Genomic DNA, 18,588 nt, shown 5'->3' on the forward strand with positions numbered 1-18,588 from the left:
ATGGACGTGTCGACGGAGGGTGGCCAGTGGGGCGCGATCGACGGACTGCGATCGAGGGCTGCGATCGAGGGCTGCGATCGACGGGCTGCGATCGACGAAAAACGTAATCGACGGAAAAGTAATCGACGGACGGTGATCTTCCGGGGGGCGACCCCCGCACCCCGAAGGAGTGAACTCCCTTGGAATTCGGGCTCTTTGTGCAGGGATATGTGCCCGCCGCGCGGGCAAAGGTCGACCCCGAGGCCGAGCACCACGCGCTGATGGAGGAGACCGAGTACGTCATCCAGGCGGACAAGTCCGGCTTCAAATACGCCTGGGCCTCCGAGCACCACTTCCTGGAGGAGTACTCCCACATCTCCGCGAACGATGTGTTCCTGGGCTACCTCGCGCACGCCACCGAGCGCATCCACCTCGGCTCCGGCATCTTCAACCCGCTCGCCCCGGTCAACCACCCGGTGAAGGTCGCCGAGAAGGTTGCCATGCTCGACCACCTCTCCAGCGGGCGCTTCGAGTTCGGCTCCGGGCGGGGCGCCGGGAGCCACGAAATACTCGGGTTCATGCCGGGCGTGACGGATATGAACCACACCAAGGAAATCTGGGAAGAGACCATCGCGGAATTCCCCAAGATGTGGCTCCAGGACGAGTACGTCGGCTTCAAGGGCAAGCACTGGGAGCTGCCGCCGCGCAAGATCCTGCCCAAGCCGTACGGGAAGTCGCATCCGGCGATGTGGTACGCCGCCGGGTCGCCGTCCTCGTACGAGATGGCGGGCAAGAAGGGGCTGGGCGTGCTCGGCTTCAGCGTGCAGAAGGTCTCCGACATGGAGTGGGTCGTCGAGTCGTACAAGACGGCCGTCAAGGAGGCGCAGGCGGTCGGGGACTTCGTCAACGACAACGTCATGGTGACGTCGACGGCCATCTGCGCGGAGACGCACAAGAAGGCGGTGGAGATCGCGGTCGGCGGCGGGCTCAACTACCTGCAGTCGCTGCTCTTCCGCTACCACGACACCTTCCCGCGGCCCGAAGGCATACCGCAGTGGCCCGAGCTCCTCCCCGAGTACACCGAGGAGATCATCGAGCTGCTGATCGCCGAGGAGCTGATGATCTGCGGCGATCCGGACGAGGTGCTGCGGCAGTGCAAGAGGTGGGAGCAGGCGGGCGCCGACCAGCTCTCCTTCGGGCTGCCGATCGGGGTGAGCTCCGAGGACACGCTCAACACGATCAAGCTGATCGGCGAGCACGTCATCCCGAAGATCGACACCGACCCGGTACACCGGACCACGCGTTTCCGTCAGGCGGCGGGCAGCTAGGCAGCCGGGCCCACCCGCCCTGGAGAGAGAGCGGCGTTCCCCGGCCGGACGCCGCTCGCCCCCAATACAGCCGGAGCACAGCCGGAGCACAGCCGGACGCGGCTCGGACCGCAGCGGGGCCGCAGCCGGACCGCTCCGAGCCCGCCCCGGACCGTGCCCGCACCGCACCGCACCGCACCGCACCGCACCGAGACGGCACCGAGAAAGGGATCCCCGCCATGCTCGACCACCTGATCAAGGGCGCGACCGTCGTGGACGGGACCGGCGCGCCCTCACGCGTCGCCGACCTCGGCATCCGGGACGGCCGGATCGCGATCGTCGCGGAAAGCGGGACGGTCACCGAGGAGGCCCGTACGAGCGAGGACGCCCAGGGGCTCGTCCTCGCGCCCGGTTTCGTCGATCCGCATACGCACTACGACGCCCAGCTGTTCTGGGACCCGTACGCCACACCCTCGCTCAACCACGGCGTGACCACCGTCGCGGGCGGCAACTGCGGATTCACCCTCGCCCCGCTGCACCCCGACCGCCCCGAGGACGCCGACTACACCCGGCGGATGATGAGCAAGGTCGAAGGCATGTCGCTGGTCGCGCTGGAGGAGGGCGCGCCCTGGAGCTGGCACACGTTCGGGCAGTACCTGGACGCGCTGGAGGGACGCATCGCGGTCAACGCCGGCTTCATGGTGGGCCATTGCGCGCTGCGGCGGCATGTCATGGGCGCGGACGCGGTGGGCGGGCAGCCCACTCCCGCGCAACTGGCCGACATGCTGCGGCTGTTCCACGACGCGATGGACGCCGGTGCCTGGGGGCTGTCCACGACCCAGTCGTCCACCCACACGGACGGCGACGGCAAACCGGTCGCCTCGCGGCACGCCCGCCCCGACGAGCTGCTCGCCCTCTCCCGCGCGGTGGCCGACCACGAGGGCACCCAGCTGGAAGCCATCGTCGCGGGCTGCCTCGACCAGTTCGACGACGACGAGATCGATCTGTTCGTGGAGATGTCGGCGGCCGCCGGACGCCCGCTGAACTGGAATGTGCTCACCATCGACGCGGCCGTGCCCGAGCGGGTGCCCCGCCAGCTGATCCCCAGCGAACGGGCCCGTAAGGCCGGCGGCCGGATCGTGGCACTGACGATGCCCATCCTCACGCCCATGAACATGTCGCTGGGCACCTTCTGCGCCCTCAACCTCATCCCCGGCTGGGGCGAGATCCTCGGCCTGCCGGTGCCCGAGCGGATCGCGCGGCTGCGCGACGCGGACGTACGGGCCGAGATGCTGCGCCGCGCGGACAGCAAGGAGGCCGGGGTCTTCCGCCGGCTGGCCAACTTCGAGCGGTACGTGATCGGGGATACCTACTCCGCGGCGAATGAGGGCCTCGGCGGCCGCGTGGTGCGGGACATCGCCGCCGAGCGCGGTCAGGACGCCTTCCACTGCCTGGTGGAGATCTGCGCCAACGACGCTCTCCGAACGGTCCTGTGGCCGATGCCGACCGACAACGACCCGGACAGCTGGGCGCTGCGGCAGGAGACCTGGCAGCACGAGGACGTGATGCTGGGCGGCTCCGACGCGGGCGCACATCTGGACCGGATGTGCGGCGCCCCGTACACCACCCGCTTCCTCGGGGACTGTCTGCGCGGCCGCAAGCTCGTCGGCCTGGAGCGGGCCGTGCAGATGCTGACCGATGACCCGGCCCGGCTGTTCGGGCTGCGCGAGCGGGGCCGGATAGCCGAGGGCTACCACGCCGACCTGGTGCTGTTCGACCCCGAAAGGATCGATGCCGGGCCCGCCACGCTCGTGCACGACCTGCCCGGGGACAGCCCGCGACTGGACTCGAAGGCGATCGGGGTGGTGAGCGTACGGGTCAATGGCGTGGAGACGATCCGGGAAGACGTGGTGACCGGGGCGGTGCCGGGGACGGTGCTGCGGTCGGGGCGGGACACGAGGACGGTGAGCACCAAGTGAGCGGAGCGGATGCGAGGGCGGGCGGCGCCGAGCGGCTGTTCATCGGCGGGGAGTGGGTGGCGCCGGACGGTGGCCACTACGACGTGATCAACCCGGCGACCGAGGACGTCGTCGGGCGGGCCCCGGAGGCGAGCCGGGCGCAGGTGGAGGCGGCCGTGGCGGCGGCCGGCGAGGCGTTCGAGGGCTGGTCGCGCACCGCGCCCGAGGAGCGCTCGGCCATCCTGGACCGGGCCGCCGGGGTGATGCGCCGCGAGCTCGTTGGGTACGCGGCGCTGGCGCAGGCGGAAAGCGGCGCGACGACCGGCACCGCGCGCGGAATGCAGGTAGGAGTCTCGGTCTCCCGCTTCAAGCGCTATGCGCGCGGCGCCCTGGAGCCGGTGGAGACCGGGCTGCCGCCGCAGGTCAATGACGCCGGGCCGATGGGCAAGGCGGGCATCTTCGGCGCGCTCGCGGTGCGCCGCCCGGTCGGTGTCGTCACCTGCATCACCTCGTACAACAACCCCTGGGCGAACCCGGCGGGCAAGGTGGCACCCGCACTGGCGATGGGCAACACGGTCGTGATCAAGCCGGCGCCGCAGGATCCGCTGTCGGTGTACCGGATGGCCGAGGCGCTGGCGGAGGCCGGGGTGCCGCCGGGCGTGGTCAATGTCGTCACCGGTGCGCGACCGGAGGTCGGCGCGGCGGCGGTCGCGGCGGACGGCGTGGACATGGTCAGTTTCACCGGGTCCACGGCCGTCGGCCGGAAGATCGCCGAGGAGTGCGGCCGCGGCATGAAGCGGCAGCTGATGGAGCTGGGCGGCAAAGGCGCGGCGCTGGTCTTCGACGACGCCGATCTGGAGAGCGCGGTGGCCGGTATCGGCACCACCTTCTCCTTCTACAGCGGTCAGATATGTACGGCACCGACGCGGGTGCTGGCGCAGCGCGGTATCCACGACCGCCTGGTGGCCGGGCTGGCCGCCTACGCCGGGCGGCTGAAGGTCGGGGATCCGGCGGACCCGGGCACGGTCGTCGGCCCGGTGATCTCCGCCGCGCACCGCGACCGGATCGAGTCGTATGTCGAGCTGGGCGTGAAGGAGGGCGCGCGGCTGGTGGCCGGCGGTGAGCGCCCGGCGATGGAGCGCGGGTTCTATGTGGCGCCGACGCTGTTCGCGGACGGTACGAACGACATGCGGGTGGTGCGGGAGGAGATCTTCGGCCCGGTGGTCGTGGTCGTCCCCTTCGGCGACGAGGAGGAGGGCATCGCGCTGGCCAACGACAGCGACTACGGGCTGCTGGACTACGTCTGGTCCGGCGATGTGGCCCGCGCCTTCCGGGTCGCGGGGCGGCTGCGGGCGGGCGGCGTCGGCATCAACACCGTCGGCCGCAACATGGAGGCGCCGTTCGGCGGCTTCAAGCGCAGCGGTATCGGCCGCGATGTCGGCTCATACGCACTGCATGCCTACAGCGAGCTGCAGTCGATTGTGTGGCCGGGGTGAGAGACGGCTCACACGGCTGGGACGGGAGGCCGGTCGTGGAGCCGAAGTGCGGCCCCCCTTGCACGACCGGCGGAAAATTTCCAGAGAACGGATGGGAAAATTTTGAATTAGCTTAAAACGGACACTGCTGCGGTTCCCGCATCGCGGAAGAGTTGAGTTACGCCCAGTAAGTTGAAGGCGCAACATCGCAATCTCCCTAGGATTGGCAGGCTTCTGGTGCTCATGTGCCTGCACAGTGAAGGCATCTGAGGCGGAGGATCGCCTTCCGGATACGGAAACAGAAGGCTTTAACGTCCTGTTCATGGTTCAGGTAGACCCCCGGCCACAGACCGGAGACGCGGTAACGAGCGTCGGCGGAAGTGGCAGCGACACCCGCAGCAAAGGCCTCAGTGGCAACTCCGTAGGCCTGCTCGGCAGCGCGGTCATCGGCATTTCGACCGTCGCACCCGTCTACTGCCTCACCTCCACACTCGGCCCCACCGTCGGCGAGGTCGGTGTGCAGATGCCCGCCGTCTTCCTCGCGGGCTTCCTGCCGATGCTCCTCGTCGCCTTCGCCTACCGCGAGCTCAACAAGGCGGTCCCCGACTGCGGCACGTCCTTCACCTGGACGGTCAAGGCCTTCGGCCCGCGCGTCGGCTGGATGTGCGGCTGGGGACTGGTGATCGCGACGATCATCGTGCTCTCCAACCTGGCCGGCGTGGCCACCTCGTTCTTCTATCTCCTGCTCGGCGAACTCACCGGCAGCCAGACCATCGCCGGCCTGGACGGCAACAAAGCCGCCCACGTCCTGACCTGTCTGGCCTTCATCGCCGCCGCAACAGCCATCAGCTACCGCGGGATGACCGCCACCAAGGGCGTTCAGTACACCCTGGTCGGCCTGCAGCTCGCCGTACTCGCCGTCTTCGTCGTGATGGCTGTCGTCAAGGCGCAGTCCGGGGACTTGGCCGGCTCCCTTCACTTTTCCTGGACCTGGCTCGACCCGTTCGCCGTCCGGTCCTTCTCCGCCTTCACCGCCGGGCTCTCCCTCTCGATCTTCATGTTCTGGGGCTGGGACACCTGCCTGACCGTGAACGAGGAGACCGCGGGCAGCGAGAAAACCCCCGGCCGCGCCGCCCTGCTGGCCATGGTCGTGCTGATCGGCTCCTACCTGCTGACCGCCGTCGCCTCGCAGATGTTCTCCGGCGTCGGCCACAAGGGGCTGGGCCTGGGCAATCCCGGCACCGCCGACAACGTCTTCGCCGCTCTCGCCGACCCCGTCATGGGCACCGTGCTCGGCGTACTGCTCTTCGTCGCCGTCCTCGCCTCGGCCGCCGCCAGCCTCCAGACCACCTTCATCCCGGTGGCCCGCACCGTCCTGGCGATGAGCACGTACGAGGCCCTGCCGGCCTCCTTCGCCAAGATCCACCCGCGGTTCCGCTCCCCGGGCAAGGCGACCATCGCGGCGGGCACGGCCACCGGCGTCTTCTACGCGGTGATGAGCTTCCTGAGCGAGAACGTCCTCATCGACACCATCTACGCGCTCGGCCTCATGATCTGCTTCTACTACTCGATCACGGCCTTCGCCTGCGCCTGGTTCTTCCGCCGCGACCTGCGCCACTCGGTCCGCGACCTGCTGTTCAAGGGCGTCTTCCCGGTGCTCGGCGGCGTCCTCCTCGCGGGAGTCTTCTTCAAGACGCTGATCGACATGTGGAACCCGTCCTACGGTTCCGGCAGCTCGGTCTTCGGCATCGGCTCGGTCTTCGTCATCGGCGTCGGCCTGCTGCTGATAGGTGTCGTCGTCATGCTGGTGATGCAGCGCCGCAGCCCGGCGTTCTTCCGCGGCGAGGTGCTGACGCAGGCGACGCCGGCGATGGTGGTGGAGGACTAAGGGCTGTCCCGTAATCCCTGGCGGGCGCACGACGACAGCTACGGCACCTCGCCGCGTTGTCGGAACATCCGGATACGCCCAGTATCCGGACGTCCCTCCGCCTTGCGATGCAGCTCGGCATCCGTATGGCAACGGGAGAGCCGAGACGTAGTGAGCGCAGCGAACGCAGTGCATCTGACGCCGTGCGCTGATCCACCAGGCATTACGGGACAGCCCTTAGACAGCCGCGGGGGCTCGCCGACTGCGGGCCGGGCCCGCTGTTGACGGCCGGGCCCGGGGTTCCGAGCCCGGCCGTCAACGCTCTGCGCGGGCCCTCGCCCTCGCCCTCGTCTTCGCCCGCCGCCTCGTCTTCGGGTTCCTCTTCGCCTCCGGCGTCTTCGCCTTCGCCGGGTCAGCTGAGCGTCAGGACCGCCTTGCCGCGTACCTCGCGGTTCACCAGGGCCGTGGCGGTCTCTCCGGCCAGCTCCCAGTCGGCCACCCGGTCCACGCTCGCCTGGAGGCGGCCCTCGGCGACGAGGCGTACGAGATGGGCCAGATCGGCGCCGGTGCTGCCGACGATCCGGAAGCCGATGAGCGTCAGCTGATTCAGGACCAGCTCGTACGGCTGGATCGGGGTCGGCTCGCCGGACGTGGCACCGATGGAGATGACCTTGCCGCCCGGGGCTGTATGGCCGAGCAGCCCGGCGAGCAGTGAGCCGCCGACGTTGTCCAGGACGACGTCCACCGGGGCGTCGAGATCGGCAGGCCCGGTCAGCACATGATCCGCGCCGAGCGCGGCCAGGCCTTCACCGCGTGCCTGGCTGCCGACGAACGCATATACCTCGGCGCCCGCCTGATGGGCGAGCTGGACCGCGAAGCGTCCGACGCCGCCGGAAGCGCCGGTGATGGCGACGCGCTGTCCGGGCAGCACGCCCGCCGTACGCAGCGCAAGCAGGGCCGTCAGACCCGCGACGGGGAGCGCGGCGGCGGTGGTGAAGTCCACCGTGTCGGGCAGCACGGCGAGTTCGTCGACATGGACGGCACGCAGCTCGGCCCAGCCGGCGGCCCGGCCCCGGGTGACGACGCGGTCACCCGCCTTGGGTCCACGGCCGCCGGCGGCGGCCACCTCGACCACGCCGGCGGCGTCCCAGCCCGGTACGGTCCCGGCTGCCACGTCGTCGGATTTGGGCAGCTCACCGTAATTGAGCGAAACCGCGGCCACCTTGACCAGGACCTCGTCGGGTCCGGGAACCGGGTCGGCGACGGTACCGATGGCGAGACGGCCGGGGGCGGAGTGGTCGACGACGAGGGCGCGCATGGAGGCTCCTTCTGACGGGGCTCTGCAGGGCTGAGCCGGTGCGGGGGGAACTGTGCTGCGTAACCGGTTGGTAACTCCGGTTATTCCGACACCGTCCGCACGCCCCGCCTTCCCCCGCCGGCCGCCAGTCGCACGCCTCTGTACCCCCTCAGTCCCGCCCCAGGAAGACCGGATTGGTCATCGCCGCCATGGGCCCAGGAAGCCCCGCCGTGGTGGCCGGGTGGCGGACCTCGGCGCGTATATAGGCGGCGTAGTCGGGTGTGGTCTGCCAGTTCACGGTCCCGGCGCCGGAGGGCGGGAGCGGGGACGAGTACAGGCGCCCCTGGTCGGTGACGAAGGAAACCGTGCAGCCTGGGGCGCCGGAGACCTTCAGCCGGGCGGTGACCCTGGCCGTGCGGGAGACCTCCAGGCGGTCGGCGATGCCGGCGTGTTCGCCTCGTTCGCCGGTGACCGTGAAGGCGAGGTCGATCTTCGAGGACTCGGCGATCCAGACCCGGCCCGCCCGGATGCCGTCCTGGACGGCGCGCCGCGAAAGGTCCTCGGCCAGGACAACGGTCTGCGGCAGGCCCACCACGTCCGGGTCGCGGTGCGCGTCGCTGTGGCCGACGGCCGGGAGCCAGGCCGCGCGGCCGCGGGTGTGGGCGACCAGGGTGTTGTCCCACTCGGCGAGGGTGACCTCGTCATCGGGGGTGTACGGGCCGTTCCAGACCTCCACCGCATCGGCGTCGTTCAGGCCGAACTTCCAGTTGCAGCCGATGCACGTGGCGTGCGGATGCGCCGGGATGACCAGCCCGCCGGCCCGGCGGATGGCGCGTGCGTACTTGCCGAAGGCGTTGTCGCGGGCGCGGTAGCGCCAGTCGATGAAGACACCGGGATCGGTGCCCATCGCCACCACATGGCCATTGCGGGTGGTGATCTCCTCACCGGTCAGGATGAGCAGGTCATCGCCCCACAGGCCGTCCCAGGCGCGGTGCGCCGCGGTGGTGTTGTGCTCGGAGGTGGTGATGAAGTCCAGCCCGGCGGCGCGGGCCAGCGCCGCGATCTCGGACGGTGTGCGCTTGCCGTCGGAGTAGACGGAGTGCAGATGGTTGTCGCCTCGGTACCAGGCGCGGCCGCGGCCGCGGGCACGTTCGGGAGGGTAGACCGGGGCGGGCGTGTGGCCCGGGGCGCCGTACCGGAGGGTGATGGTGACGTCGTAGGCCAGCCCCTGCGGGGCGACGGTGTACGGGCCGAGGGCGATATGCCAGGTCCCGGCGTTGACGGGGCCCGGGAGGTAGCCGGGGGTGGCGTCGTCGGCGCGCAGGAAGAATTCCGTACGCGCCCCGCCCGACCAGCCGCGGAATCCGGCGCCGCCGAGATCCGTCCCGTGCTCGTCGAAAATGCCGATGTCGCAGGCGTTGCCGGCCGTGCCTTCGGGGACGGTGGGTTTGTCGTAGCGGTAGGCGACGGCGATCTCCCGTACACCGTGCGGGACTTCCACGGGGAGGTAGACGAAGTCCGGCGCCCCGGTGGGCAGATGCCCGGTGACCCGGCGCGTCTGCTCGGCCCCCTCGGATCCATCGGGCCCACCGGACCCTGCGGCCCCATCGGCCCGCTCGGTGCGCCCGGCCCCGGGCGCCGCGTCGGCGAAGCTCACAGTGCCGAGCGTAAGCGCGCCCGCCGCACCCGCAACCGCCGAAAGCCTCAGAACATCGCGTCGTTCCATCCCCGCCCCCCGTGCCGCCTCATGACGCCGCTTCGCATATCGCTGCGTATGCCGCTTCGTCTCGCTCCGTATCGCTGCATATCGGCTCGCTGTCGCCGCGTATCGCCGTGTGAAAACTGTTGTACGCGGGTGTGACACGAAGGGAAAGGGCTGTGGATAACCGGCGGGCGGTAAGGCAACATTCGGTCACCCACCCGCCTGACGGAGGTGTCCCAGCATGCGGATCGCGACCACGATCTTCCTGACAGACGAGACGATCCGGCCCGACCGGCTGGCCCGCGAGCTGGAACAACGCGGGTTCGCCGGGCTCTATCTCCCCGAGCACACCCACATCCCCGCCAGCCGCGACACCCCCGCCCCCATGGGCGAGCCACTGCCCCGCGAATACGGCCGCACCTTCGACCCGTTCATCGCGCTCGGCCAGGCCGCAGCCGTCACCGAGCGGCTGGGCCTGGGCACCGGCATCACCCTGGTCGCCCAGCACGACCCGGTGGACCTCGCCAAGCAGATCGCGACGCTCGACTTCCTCTCCGGCGGTCGTTTCACCTTCGGCATCGGCTACGGCTGGAACGTCGAGGAGGCCGCCGACCACGGCGTGGAGTGGTCGACCCGGCGCGAGCTGACGCGCGACCGGGTGGCGCTGATGCGGGCACTGTGGGCCGAGGAGCCCACCGCCTACAAGGGCGAGTTCGGGTCCGTACGGGCATCCCTCGCACACCCCAAACCGGCCAACGGTGCGCCACGCACCCTGCTCGGCGGGGCGGCCGGACCCAAGCTCTTCGGGCAGATCGCCGAGTACGCGGACGGCTGGCTGCCGATCGGCGGGCGGGGCCTGACCGAAACCCTTCCCGTGCTGCGTCAGGCCTGGGCGGACGCCGGGCGCGCGGGTGAGCCCGTAGTGGTGCCGTACGCGGTCCGCCCCTCGCCCGGGAAGCTGGCGTACTACCGCGAGCTGGGCCTCCAGGAGGTGGTGCTGCAACTGCCGCCGGCCGGGGAGGCGGAGGTGCTGCGGACACTGGACGACTTCGCGCAGTACCTGTGAGGCGTACCCGGGAGGCCAGATCTGTGAGGCCAAGGGCGGCTGCTCTGTGAGGCCAAGGGCGGCTGCCTAGGACCATTGGAGTACGGCCACCTGGCGCGGGTCGGTACCGAAGACCGATCCGCGTCCGCTCCGGACGGTCGTAGCGTTGATGGTGACGGATCCGCAGAGCGCCACGGACCGGTGGCAGCCTCTGCAGGCCGGCCTGCCACAGAGCAGTATTCGCAGATCAACGGTCCAAGGAGATGCACATGCCCAGCCTCGACCACACGATCGTGCACAGCACCGACCGTTTCGCCTCCGCACGTTTCCTGGCCGGCCTCCTGGACGCTCCGGAGCCCAAGGCGTTCGGCCCGTTCGCCGCCGTCAAGATGGACAACGGGGTGACCCTCGACTACGCCGAGGCGGTTGCTTCCGGCAAGGAGTTCGTTCCGACGCACTACGCGTTCCTGGTGACGGAGGGCGAGTTCGACGCCATCCTGGCGCGGATAGAGAAGCGGGATCTCTCGTACTGGGCCGACCCCATGCACACCCGGGCACAGCAGATCAACACCCACGACGGCGGCCGCGGTCTGTACCTCGACGACCCCGACGGCCACAACATGGAGTTCCTGACCCGGACGTATTCGGACGAGCTGCTGGCCGGTCTGTAACCCACCCGCGCGGAGGGAACCTCCGTCTGACGTGATCAGCGGCACATCAACGGGCGGTTGTCGGGCGGCGGCAGTGTCAGCGGGCGCTCGTATGCTCGGAGGATGACTTCCAGCGCGCAGGGACCTGACCAGGGATCTGACCAGCGGCACCGTCAGGGATCCGACCGGCAAGACGGCCAGGCATCCGACCGAGCGGTCGACGGGGTGACGGCGACGGCGACGAGCGCCGCCGCGGGCCGTCCGGAGCGTCCGACGGCGAACGCCATGCGCCGCGCGCTCAAGCGGGCCCGCGACGGCGTGGCGCTGGATGTCGTCGAGGCGGCGGTACTGCTGCAGGCCCGCGGCGAGGACCTCAGGGACCTGTGCGCCTCCGCGGCCCGGGTGCGGGACGCGGGCCTGGAGGCCGCCGGGCGCCCCGGCGTCATCACCTACTCGCGCGGTGTGTTCATCCCCCTGACGCGCCTGTGCCGGGACAAATGCCACTACTGCACCTTCGTCACCGTCCCCGGCAAGCTGCGCCGCGACGGCCACGGGATGTTCATGTCGCCCGACGAGGTGCTCGACATCGCCCGCCGCGGTGCCGAAATGGGCTGCAAGGAAGCCCTGTTCACGCTCGGCGACAAGCCGGAGGACCGCTGGCCCGAGGCCCGCGAATGGCTGGAGGCGCACGGCTACGACGACACGCTCTCCTACGTACGGGCCATGGCCATCCGCGTCCTGGAAGAGACCGGCCTGCTGCCGCACCTCAACCCCGGAGTGCTGTCCTGGACGGACTTCCAGCGCCTCAAGCCCGTGGCTCCGTCCCTGGGCATGATGCTGGAGACCACCGCCGAGCGGCTGTGGAGCGAGCCCGGCGGCCCGCACTACGGCTCGCCCGACAAGGAGCCCGCCGTCCGGCTGCGCGTCCTGGAGGACGCCGGCCGCTCCAACGTCCCCTTCACCACGGGACTGCTGATCGGCATCGGCGAGACCTACGAGGAGCGCGCCGAGTCGATCTTCGCGCTGCGCCGCGTCCAGCGCGCGTATCACGGCATCCAGGAACTGATCATGCAGAACTTCCGCGCCAAGCCGGACACGGCCATGCGCGGAATGCCGGACGCCGAACTGGAAGAGCTGGCCGCGACGATCGCGGTGGCCCGGCACATCATGGGCCCCTCGACCCGGATCCAGGCGCCGCCCAATCTGGTCGACGGGGAGTACGCGATGCTCATCGACGCCGGGATCGACGACTGGGGCGGGGTCTCCCCGCTGACCCTCGATCACGTCAACCCCGAGCGCCCCTGGCCGCAGATCGACGAGCTGACCGAGCGCTGCGCCGCCTCCGGCTTCGCGCTGCGCGAACGGCTGCCCATCTACCCCGAGTTCATCCAGCGGGGCGAGCCCTGGCTGGACCCGCGTCTGCTGCCGCACGTCCGGGCCCTCGCCGACCCGGAGACGGGCCTGGCCGTCGAGGACGCCCCCGTGGTCGGCCTGCCCTGGCAGGAGCCCGATGAAGGCTTCTCGATGGCCGCCTCGGGCCGTACGGACCTGCACCACACCATCGACACCGAAGGCCGCACAGCCGACCGCCGCGACGACTTCGACGAGGTCTACGGCGACTGGGAGGCGCTGCGCGAGGCCGCCGCCCCCGGGATGGTGCCCTCCCGCATCGACGCGGACGTACGGCAGGCCCTGTCGCAGGCCGCCGATGACCCCACCAGGCTCACCGACGCCGAGGCGCTGGCTCTGCTGCACGCCGATGGGCCCGCTCTGGACGCGCTCTGCCGTATCGCCGACGACCTGCGCCGCGCCACCGTGGGCGACGACGTCACGTACATCGTCACGCGCAACATCAACTTCACCAACGTCTGCTACACCGGCTGCCGCTTCTGCGCCTTCGCCCAGCGCCGCACCGACGCCGACGCGTACACCCTGTCCCTCTCCCAGGTGGCCGACCGTGCCCAACAGGCCTGGGACGTCGGCGCGGTGGAGGTCTGCATGCAGGGCGGCATCCACCCCGACCTGCCCGGTACGGCCTATTTCGACATCGCCCGCGCCGTCAAGGAACGCGTCCCGGGCATGCATGTGCACGCCTTCTCGCCGATGGAAGTCGTCAACGGAGCGACGCGCACGGGCCTCTCCCTCCGCGAGTGGCTCAGCGAGGCCAAGGCCGCCGGCCTGGACACCATCCCCGGCACCGCCGCCGAGATCCTCGACGACGAGGTCCGCTGGGTCCTGACCAAGGGCAAGCTGCCCACCGCCACCTGGGTCGAGGTCATCAAGACCGCCCATGAGCTGGGCATCCGCTCCTCGTCGACGATGATGTACGGCCATGTCGACCAGCCCCGCCACTGGCTCGGCCACCTCCGCCTCCTGGCCGAGATCCAGCAGGAGACCGGTGGCTTCACCGAATTCGTCACCCTCCCCTTCATCCACACCAACGCCCCCGTCTATCTGGCCGGCATCGCCCGGCCCGGCCCCACCACCCGCGACAACCGCGCCGTGACGGCGATGGCCCGGGTCCTCCTCCACCCGCACATCACCAACATCCAGACCAGCTGGGTCAAGCTCGGCACCGAAGGCGCCGCCGAGATGCTCCGCTCGGGCGCCAACGACCTCGGCGGCACCCTGATGGAGGAGACCATCTCCCGTATGGCGGGCTCGAGTTACGGCTCATACCGCTCCATCCAGGACCTGGTCACCATCGCCGACGCCGCGGGACGCCCGGCCAGGCCGCGTACGACGACCTACGGCCCGGTGACGGAGGAGCGGCAGGCCGCGGCGCTGGCGTCGGACGGGCATCTGCCGGAGCTGTTGCCGGTGGTGGAGTAGCTGTCTTACTGCTCCTTACTGCTCCCCGTCGTACTCCGACTCGTGCTGCAGGATGCACTGCTGCCATTGCGACAGCGCCTCCTCGCGGTCGCCTCCGGTGTCCTGGGCGGCGACGATCAGCGCGTCGGCGGCCATGGCGGCCAGCCGTACGGCGATATGGCAGACGTCGCGCTGGGGGAGCGGCCGGAGGAGTTCCACCGCGCCGTCGCTGTCGCCGGAGAGGGCGGAGGCGACGACGGCCATGGTGGTGCGATCCCACTCGTACTCGGACATGGGGGGAGCATGCCCAGCATGCGGCGCCGCCATGGTCGAACGGATGAGCCCGCGGCCGGAGCGGCCCGCCTCACCTCAGCTCCCGCAGAACCCTCCCGTCCACGAACCCCACGATGTTCTCCACCGCCTGCTGGAAGTACGCCGCGTAGTTGCGCCGGGTGACGTAGCCGAGGTGGGGCAGGGCGAGGACGTTCGGGAGGGTGCGCAGCGGGTGGTCGGCGGGCAGTGGTTCGTGGTCGAAGACGTCGAGGCCGGCGCCGGCGATGCGTTCCTCGCGGAGGGCCTCGAGCAGGGCGGGCTGGTCGACGATGGCGGCGCGGGAGGTGTTGATGAGGTAGGCGGTGCGGCGCATCCGGCGGAGTTCGGGGGCGCCGATCAGGCCGCGGGTACGGTCGCCGAGGACGAGGTGGACGGAGACGAAGTCGCTGGTCTCCAGGAGTTCGTCCTTGGTGGCGGTGGCGCGTACCCCGGCCTCCGCGGCGCGCTCCGCGGTCAGGTTCTGGCTCCAGGCGACCACGTCCATGCCGAAGGCCTGGCCGACCCGGGCGACCCGGGTGCCGATCTTGCCCAGGCCGAGCAGACCCAGCCGGCGGCCGTGCAGATCGGCGCCCAGCGTGCTCTGCCAGGGGCCGTCCGCGCGCATCGCGGTGTTCTCGGTGACGACGTTGCGGGCGAGGCCCAGGATCAGCGCCCAGGTCAGCTCGACGGGCGGTTCGGTGTTGCTGGCCGTACCGCAGACGGTGACGCCGTGCCGGGCGGCGGCCGCCAGGTCGATCGAGGCGTTGCGCATTCCGGACGTGATCAGCAGCCGCAGGCGCGGCAGCCGGGCGAGGAGCGAGGCGGGGAACGGGGTGCGTTCGCGCATCGCGACGACGATCTCGCAGTCGGCGATCGTCTCGACCACCTCGTCCTCGGAGCCGAAGGGCCGGCGCAGCGTACGGACGTCCACGATGCCGTCCAGTGGGGTCCAGTCGGCCATGGAGAGGGCGACGCCCTGGTAGTCGTCGAGTACGGCGCAGCGCGGAGTCATCGGGGATTCTCCCGGCGTGGTCGGGGGCGTGTGGGGGGCGCAATCCTGGCAATCTCCGTGAGCCGTCACAGCGGCCGTGGGGGACTGCTCACATTACGATCCCGGGCCTAATTTGATCATTCCTGGTCGATTACAGTGCTGCGGCGGGGAGCCTGCAAGGCCCCTGGACGTAGTGATTTTCTGGAGGGGCGCAGTGAGCGAACGCAGCGAGCGAGCCCCTGAAGGGTGCGCGCCGCGCGCATGCGAGGCCGGGCGGGCGTGGGGGTCCCCCCGGCCGAGGGTTGGGGGAGTTTCGGCGTGAGTGCAGGGGCAGGCAGCACCGCGATCTGGGGCCGCGCCGAACAGCAGGACTTCCGCAGTCGGGTGCGTGGCTGCCTGCTCGGCGGCGCCATCGGCGATGCGCTCGGCGCGGGGATCGAATTCGATTCCCTGGACACGATCCGCGAGGCGCACGGCCAGGAGGGTGTGACGGACTTCGTGTCCGCCTACGGGCGGCGCGGCGCGGTCACCGATGACACCCAGATGACCCTGTTCACGGTGGACGGCCTGATACGGGCCCAGGTGCGCCGCGACACCGGCGCCTGGCATCCGCCCACCGACGTCCACCGCGCCTACCTGCGCTGGGCCGCCACCCAGCGCGACTGGGGCCCGGACGAACGCAAGAAGGACGACGGCTGGCTCGCCCGCGAGGAGTGGCTCTACTCCCGGCGGGCGCCCGGCCGGGCCTGCCTGAGCGGCCTCGGCGACGAGGTGATGGGCACCCTGGACAAGCCCAAGAACCCCGACTCCAAGGGCTGCGGCGCGGTGATGCGCTCCGCGCCGTTCGGGCTGCTGGTGGGCTGGGAGCCGCAGCTGGTCTTCCAGCTGGCCGTCGAATGCGCGGCGCAGACCCATGGGCACCCCACCGGCTATCTGGCGGCCGGCGCGTTCGCCGTCATCAGCCATTCGCTGGCCCGCGGCGAGGATCTCGACGGCGCCGTCCAAAAGGCCCTGGCCCATCTGGCCACCCGCCCCGGCCACGAGGAGACCACCGACGCCCTCAAGCGCGCGCTCGGCGCCGTACGGCAGGGAATGCCGACACCCGCCCGGGTGGAGGCGCTGGGGGAGGGCTGGACGGCCGAGGAGGCGCTGGCGATCGGCGTGTACTGCGCACTGGTGGCCGAGGACATCCGGCACGGTCTGCTGCTCGCCGTCAACCACGGCGGCGACAGCGACTCGACCGGCGCCCTCTGCGGAAACCTGCTGGGCACCCTGCACGGCGAGACGGCGCTGCCGCCCGACCTGCTGGTCGAGCTGGAGGGCCGGGAGACGATCCTCCAGCTGGCCGACGACTTCTCCATGGAGATGACGCAGGGGCCCGCGCTGCACGGGCCGGCGGGCTCGGCCCCGGGGTGGCTCGCCCGCTATCCGCGTGCGTAGTGCCGTGCGCCGCGTGCGTGGTGCCGCCGGCCGCCCCGGGGCCTTCTGACGGCCACCGTCATACGGACCTGGGCGCGTCCCCCTCCTCCGTATGCGGTGCTTCTTCCTCCGCATACGGCATCCCTTGCTCCGGAACCGGCAGCGGCGCGGCCGCCTCCCCGTCGCCCCCCGAGTTGATCCGCGCCAGCAGCGCATCCCGCTCCGCCGTCCCCTCCGGCCTGATGAGTCCCACCACCAGGAACAGCACCAGCGACGTCGCGACCGGTGACACGATCTGCACCTGCAACTGCACGTCACTCACGCCGTAGTTCGTCAGCCAGAAGGCGAACAGTCCCGCCGCCCAGGACGTGAGCGCCGCCGTCGGGCCCGACTTGCGGAACACCGGCAGCATGCCGAGCAGGAACGGGATGGAGATCGGCCCGACGAGCCCGGCCACCCATTTGATGACGACGGTGATGATGTCCTTGAACGCCGGCGAGTTGACCTGTGTCGCGATCGCCATCGACAGCGCGAGGAACGACACCGTCGACAGCCGCGCCGCCAGCAGCCCCGCCCGGTGGCTCCAGCCCCGGGCCCTGACCGACATCGCAGGCGCGATATCGCGGGTGAAGACCGCAGAGATGGCGTTGGCGTCCGACGAGCACATGGCCATCGTGTGGGAGAAGAAGCCGACGATGACGAGTCCCAACAGCCCGTGCGGCAGCAGCCGTTCGGTCAGCAGCGCGTACGAGTCGGAGGCGTCCGGCTTCTGGGCCTTGACCAGCAGCGGTGCGACCCACATCGGGAAGAAGAGGACCGCGGGCCAGACGAACCACAGCGCCGCCGACAGCTGTGCCGAGCGCTTGGCCTGCCGGGCGTTGCGGGTGGCCATGAAGCGCTGGGCCTGGTTCCACATGCCGCCGCTGTACTCGAAGGTCTTGATGAAGAGGTAGGCGAGCAGGAAGGTGAGGGTGTACGGGCCGACGGTCGGCTGGGTGTGGCTGTCCGGCAGCTTGTCCCATACGGCCCACAGTGAGCTGACGCCGCCCAGCTCGTCCATGACGGTGACCAGCATGGCGACCCCGGCCAGCAGCTGGATGACGAACTGCCCCAGCTCGGTGAGCGCATCCGCCCACAGGCCGCCGACCGTGCAGTAGACGCCGGTGATCACGCCGGTGATGAGAATGCCCTGGTTGAGGGACATGCCGGTGAAGACGGACAGCAGGGTGGCGATGGCGGCCCACTTGGCGCCCACGTCCACGATCTTGAGCAGGACGCCGGACCAGGCGAGCGCCTGCTGCGTCGGCAGGTTGTAGCGGCTCTTGAGGTATTCCAGCGGTGAGGCGACGCCGAGCCGCGACCGCAGCCGGTTGAGCCGCCCCGCGAACAGCTGGGCCCCGATGGCGATGCCGATGGCGATGGGGAAGGACCAGGTGACGTAGGAGGTGACGCCGTACTGGTAGGCGATGCCGGCGTACCCGGTGAACATCACGGCGCTGTAGCCGGACATGTGGTGCGAGATGCCGGACAGCCACCAGGGCATCTTGCCGCCCGCGGTGAAGAAGTCGCTGACGTCGTCCACCCGCTTGTGCGACCACACGCCGATCGCGACCATCACGCCGAAGTAGCCGACGAGTACGGCCCAGTCGAGACTGTTCATGCCCCCTCCAGGGGTCCGCCTTGTGAACAGGGATCACTTCGCCGTGACGTCCTGTGGGGCGGCGTCTCCGCGCAAGGCCGGGGACTTGGGGGGATTGAACCGTCCGGCGAGCGGA

The 18,588-nt window shown here is 70.3% G+C and carries 13 protein-coding genes; 8 read left to right on the forward strand and 5 right to left on the reverse strand.

All coding sequences use genetic code 11. The features are described from left to right. Positions 1–179: 179 nt before the first annotated feature. From ACZ4S3_RS33105 to ACZ4S3_RS33120, 4 genes are all read left to right on the forward strand, one after another. Complete coding sequence (locus tag ACZ4S3_RS33105) at positions 180–1,307, forward strand: LLM class flavin-dependent oxidoreductase (RefSeq protein WP_467940969.1); 1,128 nt, start codon at positions 180–182, stop codon at positions 1,305–1,307. Between the two features lie 218 nt (positions 1,308–1,525). After that, a complete protein-coding gene (locus ACZ4S3_RS33110) occupies positions 1,526–3,265 on the forward strand; it encodes an N-acyl-D-amino-acid deacylase family protein (RefSeq protein ID WP_467940971.1) in 1,740 nt (579 codons plus the stop codon). Beyond that, positions 3,262–4,740: an aldehyde dehydrogenase family protein gene (locus tag ACZ4S3_RS33115; RefSeq protein WP_467940973.1), complete on the forward strand. Its 1,479-nt coding sequence runs from the start codon at positions 3,262–3,264 to the stop codon at positions 4,738–4,740. Before ACZ4S3_RS33110 ends, ACZ4S3_RS33115 begins: the two co-directional genes overlap by 4 nt. A 301-nt stretch (positions 4,741–5,041) precedes the next feature. Beyond that, the gene (locus ACZ4S3_RS33120) at positions 5,042–6,607 is read left to right on the forward strand and encodes an APC family permease (RefSeq protein ID WP_467940975.1); all 1,566 of its coding nucleotides are present in this window, start codon (positions 5,042–5,044) and stop codon (positions 6,605–6,607) included. Between the two features lie 391 nt (positions 6,608–6,998). Here ACZ4S3_RS33120 and ACZ4S3_RS33125 read toward each other — a convergent pair whose 3' ends face one another. Continuing rightward, positions 6,999–7,904, reverse strand: a complete 906-nt coding sequence (locus tag ACZ4S3_RS33125; RefSeq protein WP_467940976.1) for a zinc-binding dehydrogenase — start codon at positions 7,902–7,904, stop codon at positions 6,999–7,001. A gap of 148 nt (positions 7,905–8,052) precedes the next feature. Beyond that, a complete protein-coding gene (locus tag ACZ4S3_RS33130) occupies positions 8,053–9,609 on the reverse strand; it encodes a CehA/McbA family metallohydrolase (protein WP_467940978.1) in 1,557 nt (518 codons plus the stop codon). A 217-nt stretch (positions 9,610–9,826) separates the two neighbouring features. Between ACZ4S3_RS33130 and ACZ4S3_RS33135 the strand changes: the two genes are divergently transcribed. The 3 genes from ACZ4S3_RS33135 to ACZ4S3_RS33145 all read left to right on the forward strand — a co-directional run bounded on the left by ACZ4S3_RS33135 (position 9,827) and on the right by ACZ4S3_RS33145 (position 14,112). Then, positions 9,827–10,651, forward strand: coding sequence for a TIGR03619 family F420-dependent LLM class oxidoreductase (locus ACZ4S3_RS33135; RefSeq protein WP_467940980.1), 825 nt, complete (start codon positions 9,827–9,829; stop codon positions 10,649–10,651). Positions 10,652–10,899: 248 nt separating this feature from the next. Continuing rightward, positions 10,900–11,301, forward strand: a complete 402-nt coding sequence (locus ACZ4S3_RS33140; protein ID WP_467940982.1) for a VOC family protein — start codon at positions 10,900–10,902, stop codon at positions 11,299–11,301. Positions 11,302–11,403: 102 nt separating this feature from the next. Continuing rightward, positions 11,404–14,112 (forward strand): bifunctional FO biosynthesis protein CofGH, encoded by a 2,709-nt coding sequence (locus ACZ4S3_RS33145; RefSeq protein ID WP_467940984.1) that lies wholly within the window; start codon positions 11,404–11,406, stop codon positions 14,110–14,112. Positions 14,113–14,127: 15 nt separating this feature from the next. Here the strand turns inward: ACZ4S3_RS33145 and ACZ4S3_RS33150 are convergent, their stop codons facing one another. Then, a complete protein-coding gene (locus ACZ4S3_RS33150; RefSeq protein WP_467940988.1) occupies positions 14,128–14,385 on the reverse strand; it encodes a hypothetical protein in 258 nt (85 codons plus the stop codon). 70 nt (positions 14,386–14,455) lie between these two features. Then, entirely contained in the window at positions 14,456–15,415 is a 960-nt protein-coding gene (locus ACZ4S3_RS33155) for a D-2-hydroxyacid dehydrogenase family protein (protein WP_467940991.1), read from the reverse strand. Positions 15,416–15,712: 297 nt separating this feature from the next. Between ACZ4S3_RS33155 and ACZ4S3_RS33160 the strand changes: the two genes are divergently transcribed. Next, positions 15,713–16,834, forward strand: a complete 1,122-nt coding sequence (locus tag ACZ4S3_RS33160) for an ADP-ribosylglycohydrolase family protein (RefSeq protein WP_467940996.1) — start codon at positions 15,713–15,715, stop codon at positions 16,832–16,834. 58 nt (positions 16,835–16,892) lie between these two features. Here the strand turns inward: ACZ4S3_RS33160 and ACZ4S3_RS33165 are convergent, their stop codons facing one another. Then, positions 16,893–18,473: a sodium:solute symporter family protein gene (locus tag ACZ4S3_RS33165; protein ID WP_467940999.1), complete on the reverse strand. Its 1,581-nt coding sequence runs from the start codon at positions 18,471–18,473 to the stop codon at positions 16,893–16,895. Positions 18,474–18,588 lie beyond the last annotated feature (115 nt).

It is taken from the genome of Streptomyces sp. NPDC028368, from assembly GCF_055565615.1.

Excerpts from the sequence above, each read along its gene's own strand:
- ACZ4S3_RS33110 (WP_467940971.1), top strand. The coding sequence starts at position 1,526 with ATGCTCGACCACCTGATCAAGGGCGCGACCGTCGTGGACGGGACCGGC.
- ACZ4S3_RS33125 (WP_467940976.1), bottom strand. The coding sequence starts at position 7,904 with ATGCGCGCCCTCGTCGTCGACCACTCCGCCCCCGGCCGTCTCGCCATC.
- ACZ4S3_RS33165 (WP_467940999.1), bottom strand. The coding sequence starts at position 18,473 with ATGAACAGTCTCGACTGGGCCGTACTCGTCGGCTACTTCGGCGTGATG.
- ACZ4S3_RS33135 (WP_467940980.1), top strand. The coding sequence starts at position 9,827 with ATGCGGATCGCGACCACGATCTTCCTGACAGACGAGACGATCCGGCCC.
- ACZ4S3_RS33130 (WP_467940978.1), bottom strand. The coding sequence starts at position 9,609 with ATGGAACGACGCGATGTTCTGAGGCTTTCGGCGGTTGCGGGTGCGGCG.
- ACZ4S3_RS33150 (WP_467940988.1), bottom strand. The coding sequence starts at position 14,385 with ATGTCCGAGTACGAGTGGGATCGCACCACCATGGCCGTCGTCGCCTCC.
- ACZ4S3_RS33140 (WP_467940982.1), top strand. The coding sequence starts at position 10,900 with ATGCCCAGCCTCGACCACACGATCGTGCACAGCACCGACCGTTTCGCC.
- ACZ4S3_RS33155 (WP_467940991.1), bottom strand. The coding sequence starts at position 15,415 with ATGACTCCGCGCTGCGCCGTACTCGACGACTACCAGGGCGTCGCCCTC.
- ACZ4S3_RS33145 (WP_467940984.1), top strand. The coding sequence starts at position 11,404 with ATGACTTCCAGCGCGCAGGGACCTGACCAGGGATCTGACCAGCGGCAC.
- ACZ4S3_RS33120 (WP_467940975.1), top strand. The coding sequence starts at position 5,042 with ATGGTTCAGGTAGACCCCCGGCCACAGACCGGAGACGCGGTAACGAGC.